Origin of the sequence: Micromonospora antibiotica (genome assembly GCF_017599305.1) — a bacterium.
In the GTDB taxonomy this organism is placed as follows: domain Bacteria; phylum Actinomycetota; class Actinomycetes; order Mycobacteriales; family Micromonosporaceae; genus Micromonospora; species Micromonospora antibiotica.
Genome location: NZ_JAGFWR010000040.1, coordinates 20,848 through 29,488 on the forward strand (window position 1 = coordinate 20,848; position 8,641 = coordinate 29,488).

Annotated in this window: 9 protein-coding genes; all 9 read left to right on the forward strand. The window is 69.5% G+C overall.

All coding sequences use genetic code 11. The annotated features are described in order from the left end of the window. Nucleotides 1-202 precede the first annotated feature (202 nt). The 9 genes from JQN83_RS31895 (at nucleotide 203) to JQN83_RS31935 (ending at nucleotide 8,487) form a co-directional block, all read left to right on the forward strand. Nucleotides 203-841: a YybH family protein gene (locus JQN83_RS31895; RefSeq protein ID WP_208570864.1), complete on the forward strand. Its 639-nt coding sequence runs from the start codon at nucleotides 203-205 to the stop codon at nucleotides 839-841. 145 nt (nucleotides 842-986) lie between these two features. After that, a complete protein-coding gene (locus tag JQN83_RS31900) occupies nucleotides 987-2,189 on the forward strand; it encodes a 3-deoxy-7-phosphoheptulonate synthase (protein WP_307800000.1) in 1,203 nt (400 codons plus the stop codon). Then, entirely contained in the window at nucleotides 2,177-2,800 is a 624-nt protein-coding gene (locus tag JQN83_RS31905; RefSeq protein ID WP_208570866.1) for an isochorismatase family protein, read from the forward strand. The genes JQN83_RS31900 and JQN83_RS31905 overlap by 13 nt, the downstream gene beginning before the upstream one ends. After that, nucleotides 2,797-4,713 (forward strand): anthranilate synthase family protein, encoded by a 1,917-nt coding sequence (locus JQN83_RS31910; protein ID WP_208570867.1) that lies wholly within the window; start codon nucleotides 2,797-2,799, stop codon nucleotides 4,711-4,713. The genes JQN83_RS31905 and JQN83_RS31910 overlap by 4 nt, the downstream gene beginning before the upstream one ends. After that, nucleotides 4,710-5,057 (forward strand): hypothetical protein, encoded by a 348-nt coding sequence (locus JQN83_RS31915; RefSeq protein ID WP_208570868.1) that lies wholly within the window; start codon nucleotides 4,710-4,712, stop codon nucleotides 5,055-5,057. The genes JQN83_RS31910 and JQN83_RS31915 overlap by 4 nt, the downstream gene beginning before the upstream one ends. Continuing rightward, nucleotides 5,054-5,671 carry a phenazine biosynthesis FMN-dependent oxidase PhzG gene (phzG, locus tag JQN83_RS31920; protein ID WP_208570869.1) on the forward strand — a complete coding sequence of 206 codons (618 nt, stop codon included), beginning with the start codon at nucleotides 5,054-5,056 and terminating at the stop codon, nucleotides 5,669-5,671. The genes JQN83_RS31915 and phzG overlap by 4 nt, the downstream gene beginning before the upstream one ends. A gap of 39 nt (nucleotides 5,672-5,710) precedes the next feature. Continuing rightward, nucleotides 5,711-7,546, forward strand: coding sequence for an asparagine synthase (glutamine-hydrolyzing) (asnB, locus tag JQN83_RS31925; RefSeq protein ID WP_208570870.1), 1,836 nt, complete (start codon nucleotides 5,711-5,713; stop codon nucleotides 7,544-7,546). 32 nt (nucleotides 7,547-7,578) lie between these two features. Continuing rightward, nucleotides 7,579-8,067: a PhzA/PhzB family protein gene (locus JQN83_RS31930; protein ID WP_208570871.1), complete on the forward strand. Its 489-nt coding sequence runs from the start codon at nucleotides 7,579-7,581 to the stop codon at nucleotides 8,065-8,067. Between the two features lie 9 nt (nucleotides 8,068-8,076). Next, nucleotides 8,077-8,487 (forward strand): VOC family protein, encoded by a 411-nt coding sequence (locus JQN83_RS31935; protein WP_208570872.1) that lies wholly within the window; start codon nucleotides 8,077-8,079, stop codon nucleotides 8,485-8,487. The last annotated feature ends 154 nt before the right edge of the window (nucleotides 8,488-8,641 follow it).

Consider the following 8,641-nt stretch of genomic DNA (forward strand, 5'->3'; position numbering starts at 1 on the left):
CGTCCCACCAAGCGATTCATGATGTTGAAATATTGTCGCCGCCCGAGCTTAATGCGTCTTGACAGAGCCAGATGTGGGCTGTTGTATCAATGCCATCAGGCCGCCGGAACGACAAACCGGGGACCATGAAACGTGCCCGTAAATGACGGTCAGATGAGCGACTCAAACCCTAGTAACCACTTCCAATTAGGGGGAGACAGTCATGCACGAAATCAAGCGCACGATACCCATTGTCGCCGCCGGCGGCATCCTGCTGGCCGCCGGCACGCTCTTCGGGGCCAACTCCGCCTATGGCCAAACCGACACGAACAATCCCCAGCAGACACACGCGAATCACTCCGTCGACCACCGGGCGCATGCCCGCGTGCCCGGATTCGTCGCGCCGACCACCACCGCCGTGCCGACCCCCGCCACCAACACCGCCGCCCTCCAGGCCGGCGCCCAGAGCCCCGCCGAGCTGATCAATCTCCTCGGTCAGCGGATCGTGGCGAAGGACGTGGACGGGATCGTCGCGCTCCAGGAGCGCGAGGCAGCCATCATCGACTGGGACGGATCGGTCATTCGCGGGCATGCCGCCATTCGCGCATTCTACGTCGAGTGGTTCGAATCAGACCCGATCCTCCAGGTGAGCCCGCTCCAGATCGTGGAGGCCGGCGGAACACGCGTCGGAAACAAGGTGATTGGCCGTTCAGCGTCCGTGATGGGCACCTACACACTCGAACAGGACGGGCCCGACGGCACCCGGGTGAGCTTCTCGGGGAACTTTTGCGACATCGTCCGCCAGCAACTGAACGGCACCTGGCTCTACATCCAGGACAATCCCTACCCGCCGCACAGCTGATCTGCCCATCCACTGACCGCGTCCCTCTCACGCACTCCACCGCCCGTCGGTAAGTGAGCCCGTAGCCGATTAGCCAGCCTAATCGGCTACGGGCCACACCCGAAGTAACCAGCGAATGCCGAGATGTCCGAGGTTGGGAGAGAGTGTGAACACCATCTCACTCGATGTTCCACCGGTCGAGGCCGCCGAGCAGCAACCTGAATGGGAAGACCCGGCGCAGGTCGCGCAAATCCGCGACGTCCTGGCGAGCCTTCCTCCACTCATCGAGGCGGAGTCACTTCCCACGTTCCAGAGTTCACTCGCCGACGTCGCCGCCGGGCACGCCCAGGTACTGCAGGCCGGTGACTGTGCCGAGGACCCTGCGGAATGCACCGCGGAACACGTCAGGCGCAAGGTGGACCTGCTCGACGCCCTCGCCGCCACCATGAGCGCCGCCACCGGCCGACCCGTCGTCCGGGTGGGCCGCATCGCCGGCCAGTACGCCAAGCCACGGTCGAGGCCCACCGAACAGGTCGACGGCGTCGACCTGCCCGTCTACCGCGGCCACCTGGTCAACGATCCTGCGGCGACCCGCCCGGCACGCCGGCCCGACCCGCAGCGGCTGCTCGCGGGATACCGGTCGGCGAGACGGACCCTCAGCGAACTCGGGACCGTCCGTGCCGCCGGGGCGCCCGTCTGGACCAGCCACGAGGCACTGCTGCTCGACTACGAGGTGCCGATGCTGCGCCGTGACCGCGCCGGCCGGGTCGCGCTCACCTCCACCCACTGGCCGTGGATCGGTGAGCGGACCCGGCAGCTCGACGGTGCCCACGTCGCCCTCCTCGCCCAGGTGGTGAACCCGGTCGCGTGCAAGGTCGGGCCGACGATGACGGTCGTCGACCTGCTCGCGCTGTGCGCACGGCTCGATCCGCTACGGGAACCGGGACGCCTCACCCTGATCGCCCGACTGGGCGCCGACGTGGTCGCCGACCGGCTACCGCCGCTCGTGCGGGCCGTACGCGCGGCCGGGCACCCGGTGGTCTGGCTGGTCGATCCCCTGCACGGCAACACCGTCACCGCAGCCACCGGACGTAAGACGCGCATCCTGTCGACCATCCTCCGGGAGGTCACCGCGTTCCAGATCGCGGTGCACGCCGAAGGTGGGGTCGCGGGCGGCGTACACCTCGAGACGACCCCCGACGACGTGACCGAGTGCCTCGACGACGGGCACAGCAGCGAGCCGGCCCGCCTGCGGTACACCTCGCTCTGCGACCCGCGGCTCAATCCCCGCCAGGCGCAGACCGTGGTCTCCGCCTGGCGGGCGTCACCCCTGACGAACCGGGCTGAGGAGAAACCGTGCCGGGCCTGACACCGATCGCCGCCTACCCGCTTCCGACCACGGGCGAACTGCCCGTCAGCATCGCGCAGTGGACTCCCGACGCCAGCCGGGCAGCGCTGCTCGTCCACGACATGCAGCGTTACTTCCTCGGCCCGTTCGACCCGTCGGTACGCGAGGCACTGGTCCGCAACTGCGTCCGGTTACGCCAGCGGTGCGGCGAACTCCGCGTGCCGACCTATTACACGGCCCAGCCCGGAGGCATGACCGAGCAGGAGCGCGGCCTGCTCAAGGACATCTGGGGTCCCGGGATGAGCGGGCAACCCGGCGACCGGGAGATCGTCACCGAACTCGCGCCCGGACCGGCGGACCACGTGCTCACCAAGTGGCGCTACAGCGCGTTCCACCGTTCGGACCTGCTGACCCGGCTACGCCGGCAGGGTCGCGACCAGCTCATCGTCTGCGGGGTCTACGGGCACGTCGGAGTGCTCGCCACCGCCCTCGACGCGTTCACCAACGACATCCAGCCCTTCCTCGTCGCCGACGCCATCGGTGACTTCTCCGCCGACCACCACCAGTTGACGCTCGACTATGCGGCCACGCGTTGCGCGGTGGTCACCACCACGGAGGAGGTCTTCCCGTGAACGCGGCCCGCCTGCTCCGGCAGCTCGTCGATCCCGGCCGGGAGGCATTCGCCCTGCTGCACCGCCCCGAGTCGGTGGGCGGCGACCGGGTGGAGATCCTGTCCGGCCGGATCAGCACCGTCGCGCGGCTCGCCGACGTCCCACTGCCCGACGCCCCGCTCCACGAGGCCGGGCCGGACGACGAGGCGCTGCACGAGACGCTGGTGCTGGTGCCCCACCAGCAGATCACCGAGCGGGGATTCACCGCCGTCATGGACGGGTCACCGCTGATCACCCTGTCGGTGACCGAACAGGGCTCGATGACCAGGGCCGAAGCGTTCGAACACCTTCCGGACGACCCGATCAGCCTCACCAACGGCGGCTTCGACACCGATGACGGCAGCTACGCCGACACGGTACGTGCGGTACTCGCCAACGAGATCAGCACCGGTGCCGGTGCGAACTTCGTCATCAAGCGGTCGTACGTCACCACCGTCACGGGGTACTCCCCGCGCACGGCGCTGAGCCTGTTCCGCCGGCTGCTCGCCCGGGAGACCGGCGCCTACTGGACCTTCCTCGTGCACACCGGCACCCGGACGTTCGTGGGCGCCACCCCGGAACGGCACGTCAGCCTGCGTGGCGGCGTGGCGGCGATGACCCCGATCAGCGGGACCTACCGCTACCCGAGGACCGGACCGGTCCTGGCGGAGGTTCTCGACTTCCTCACCGACGGCAAGGAGACCGACGAGCTGTACATGGTCCTCGACGAGGAGCTCAAGATGATGGCCCGGGTGTGCGACGGCGGGGGCCGGGTGGTCGGCCCGTTCCTGCGGCAGATGGCCTGGCTCGCGCACACCGAGTACAACATCGAGGGCCCCAGCAGCCTGGACCCCCGGGACATCCTCCGGGAGACCATGTTCGCCCCGACCGTGACGGGCAGCCCGTTGGAGAACGCCTTCCGGGTGATCGCCCGCTACGAACCGCACGGCCGCGGCTACTACGGCGGCATCGCGGCCCTGATCGGCCGGGACGCCGGTGGCGCACGGACCATGGACGCCGCCATCATGATCCGCACCGCCGACATCCGTCCCTCGCAGACCGACGACAGCGCCCGCGTCGAGGTCGGTGTCGGTGCCACGCTCGTCCGGCACTCCGATCCCGACGCCGAGGTCGCCGAGACCCACGCCAAGGCCGCCGGGGTGCTCTCCGCGTTGGGCATCGGCGAACGCCTCGACGGGCACCCACTGATCCGGCAGGCGCTCGACCGCCGCAACACGGCGATCGCGAGCTTCTGGCTCAGCGACGCGCAGACCCGCAGGCGGCCGCAGCCCGCCCTGGCCGGCCGCCGAGCCCTGATCGTCGATGCCGAGGACGCCTTCAGCGCGATGCTGGCCCACCAGCTACGGGCACTCGGCCTGGCGGTGCAGGTGGCCCGGGCCGACACCCGCCCCGGGTTCGACGCCCACGACCTCGTCGTCCTCGGCCCCGGCCCGGGTGACCCGCGCGACGCCGCCGATCCACGGATGAGCCACCTCACCGAGGCGATCGACCAGCTCCTCGCCCGGCGTACCCCGTTCCTGGCGGTGTGCCTGAGCCACCAGCTGCTGTGCCGGCACCTCGGCCTGCCGCTGCGGCGGCGGGACATCCCCAACCAGGGCGTCCAACGTGAGATCGACCTGTTCGGCACCCCGGCACGGGTCGGCTTCTACAACTCCTTCGTCGCGTACGCGCGGATGGAGCAGTTCCACAGTCCCAGGGCGGGCGAGGTGCGCGTCAGCCACGACCCCACCACCGGTGAGGTGCACGCCCTACGCGGAGCCCACTTCAGCTCGGTGCAGTTCCACCCGGAGTCGGTCCTCACCCAGGACGGCGAACGCGTGCTGGGCGACCTGCTGGCATCGCTGACACACATCGAGGAGGTCATGAACGCATGAAGGCCGCCGTCTCCTGGTGGGACCTCGCCGAGTCCACCCAGACCATCGACTCACTGCGCCACTACCTGCGCGAGGAGGGCGTGCAGCCGTGGGAGCGGGTGCACGGAATGCGGCTCAAGTTCTGGATCTCCGACCGGGAGACCAACCGCTGGGGCGCGGTCATGCTGTGGGACGCCACCGCCGACCTGACCGCGCCGCTGCCGCCGAACCGGGCCACCGAGCTGATCGGATACCCGCCCACCGTACGGATGATGACCGAGGTCGAGGCCATCGTGGAAGGGCTGCACGCCGGACCGTCCGACGACCGTGGGCTGGCATTCGGACCGGTCCGGAACCCGTCGTGAGTACGTCGGCACAGCAGTTGGGCGTCGATGTCTTCGCCACCCCGCCCGACGAACCGATGGGGCTGCTGCGGAGCTGGCTGGACGCGGCACGGGCGGACGCCGTCCGCGAGCCCGGCGCGCTGGCGCTGGCGACCGCCGACGCCGACGGTCGCCCGTCGACCCGGATGGTGCAGGTCCTCGCCGTGCGCGACAACGGACTGCTGTTCGCCACCCACTCCGGCAGTCGCAAGGGCCGGGAGTTGGCGGCGAACCGCTGGGCGTCGGGTGTCCTCTACTGGCGGGAGGTGGCCCGCCAGGTGGTCGTCGGCGGGCCGACCGGCCCGCTGGGAGCCGACGAGGCCGACGCCCTGTGGACGGCCCGGCCCGTCGCCACCCACCCGATGTCGGTGGCGTCGCAGCAGAGCGCGCCCCTCACCGACGAGGACGCGTTGCGCGAGCAGGCGCGGCGGCTCGGCGACCGGGGCATGCCGTTGCCCCGCCCGGATGCCTGGCTGGCCTACCTGCTGGAGCCGGATTCGGTCGAGTTCTGGGAGTCCGACCCGGGCCGGTTGCACCGTCGGCTGCGCTTCGACCGCGACGGCACCGGGTGGCGGTCCGGTCGCCTTCAACCCTGACCACCCGGACAGTTCGCTCGAGAGGAACAGGTAGACGAGATGTGTGGAATTGCAGGCTGGGTCTCGTACGATCGGGATCTCACGCGACACCAGGCCGACCTGGACGCGATGACGGCGACCATGGCCTGCCGGGGTCCGGACGCATCCGGTGTCCAGCTGGACCGGCACGCCGGGCTCGGTCACCGCAGGCTCGCCGTGATCGACGTCGACGGCGGCACCCAGCCGATGGCGGTGCAGACCGACGACGGCACCGTGACGATCACCTACAGCGGCGAGGCGTACAACTTCGGGGAGCTGCGCGGCGAACTGCGACGCCGCGGTCACCGCTTCCGGACCCGCAGCGACACCGAGGTGGTGCTGCACGGCTACCTGGAATGGGGCGAGGCGGTCGCCGAACGGCTCAACGGCATGTACGCCTTCGCCGTGTGGGACTCCCGGGTCGACAAGCTGGTGCTGATCCGGGACCGGCTCGGCGTCAAGCCGCTCTACTACTACCGCACCGACGACGGGGTGCTCTTCGGTTCCGAGCCCAAGGCGATCCTCGCCAACCCGCTGGCCGAACGTGCCGTCGACCTGGCGGGGATCCGGGAACTGGTCAGCTTCACCCAGACGCCCGGCAGCGCCGTCTGGTGCGGGATGAACGAGGTGCTACCCGGCGGGGTCGTCACCGTCGACCGCGCCGGGCTGCGCGAGCACCGCTACTGGACGCTGCCGAGCCGCCCACACACCGACGACCTGCCGACCACCATCGCCAACGTCCGCTCGTTGCTCAGGGACGTGGTGGAACGCCAACTGGTCTCCGACGTGCCGCGCTGCACCCTGCTGTCCGGCGGGCTCGACTCCAGCGCGATCACCGCCCTCGCCGCCGCCAAGCTCGGCGAACGCGGTGAGAAGGTGCGCAGCTTCGCGGTGGACTTCACCGGACGCGAGGACGACTTCGTCGCCGACGAGCTGCGCGCCACCACCGACGCCCCGTACGCGCGGGAGGTGGGCGCGCACGTCGGCTCGCTGCACGAGTCGGTGGTCCTCAACCACCGGGACATCGCCGACCCCGCGGTCCGACGGGCGGTGATCACCGCCCGGGACAGTCCGCTCAGCCTCGGCGACATGGACACCTCGTTGTACCTGCTGTTCCAGGCGATCCGTCAGCACTCCACGGTGGCCCTGTCCGGGGAGTCCGCCGACGAGGTCTTCGGCGGCTACCGGTGGTTCTTCCAACCGGAGGCCCAGGCCGCGGCGACCTTCCCCTGGATGGCGGTGTTCGTCAGCGGCGCGAAGGCCCAGGTGTCGGACCGGTTCAACGCCGACATCACGGCCGCCCTCGACCTGCCCAGCTACATCCGGGACCGGTACGCCGAAGCGCTCACCGAGATCGAGCGGGTCGACGGCGAGAGCGACCACGAGTTCCGGATGCGCGAGATGTGCTACCTGCACCTGACCCGCTTCGTCAGGATGCTGCTCGAACGCAAGGACCGGGTCAGCATGGCCGTCGGTCTGGAGGTCCGGGTGCCGTTCTGCGACCACCGGCTGGTCGAGTACGTCTACAACACCCCGTGGTCGATGAAGACGTTCGACGGGCGGGAGAAGAGCCTGCTGCGGGCCGCGACCGCCGACCTGCTCCCCCGTTCGGTTCTCGACCGGGTGAAGGCCCCGTATCCGGCCACGCTCGACCCGATGTACACGAGCGCCCTGTTGCAGCAGTGCAGGGACCTGCTCGCCACCGACGACCCGGTGTTCAACCTGGTCGACCGCGCCTACCTGGAGGGCATAACCCGTGAGTCGGGCGCCCTGCCGATCGAGATCCGCAACGGCATGGAGCGGGTGCTCGACCTGAGCACCTGGCTGGACATCTACCGCCCCGAGCTTCGGTTCTGACCTGACCGCCACCGGCTGAGAAGGGACTTCCGTTGACGACCGAGACCCAGCTTCCGGGGTTCACCGACCAGGTGGACCTGCGGGCCCGCAACCGCGCGACCGTCACCGACTACATGAGCCGCAAGGGCGAGAACCGGCTGACCCGCTACCTGCTGTTCACCGAGGACGGCAGCGCCGGCCTGTGGACCACCGACACCGGCCAGCCGGTCGCCTCCCAGGGCCACGAACTGCTCCGGGCGCACGGCGAGTGGTCGCTGCGGATGTTCCCCGACTGGGAGTGGACGAACGTCGAGATCTTCGAGACGCAGGACCCGAACCGGTTCTGGGTCGAGTGCGACGGCGAGGGTCAGATCCGCTACCCGGCGTACCCGCCCGGGCACTACCGCAACCACTTCATCCACTCGTTCGAGTTGGACGATGGAAAGATCCGCCGCCAGCGGGAATTCATGAACCCGTTCCAGCAGCTCCGGGCGCTGGGCATCGAGGTGCCGACGATCGACCGCGGCGGAATCCCCACCTAGGAGCAGCAGATGACCGCTCGGCTCAACCCGTACATCGCCTTCAACGGCAACGCCCGGGAGGCACTGGAGTTCTACCGTGAGATCCTCGGCGGTGAGTTGGAGATCGGCACGTTCACCGAGTACGGCGCGTCCGACGTGATGGCCGCCGACAAGATCATGCACGCGGTGCTCACCACCCCGGACGGTTTCACCCTGATGGCCTGGGACGTCCCCGAACGGGTGCCGTTCCACCCGGGCAACAACGTCGCCCTCTATCTCGGCGGCGACGATCCCGCGTTGCGCGGGTACTTCCAGCGGCTGTCGGTCGGAGGCACGGTGACGATGCCGCTCAACAAGCAGGTGTGGGGCGACGAGGCCGGCTCGTTCATCGACCAGTTCGGGATCTTCTGGATGGTCAACATCACCCGGCCAAAGGGCTGACCGGCCACACCTGACGGATCCGGCACGCCAGCCCCCGTTACCTTTTTGATCGTCCCCAGCCGGGGACCCTCGGTCGCCCGGCCCGGTATGACTTTCTGCCCCTGTCGTTTGCATGATCCGGGGGGTGTTGTCGCCGGGTCGGGTGGCGTCGGCG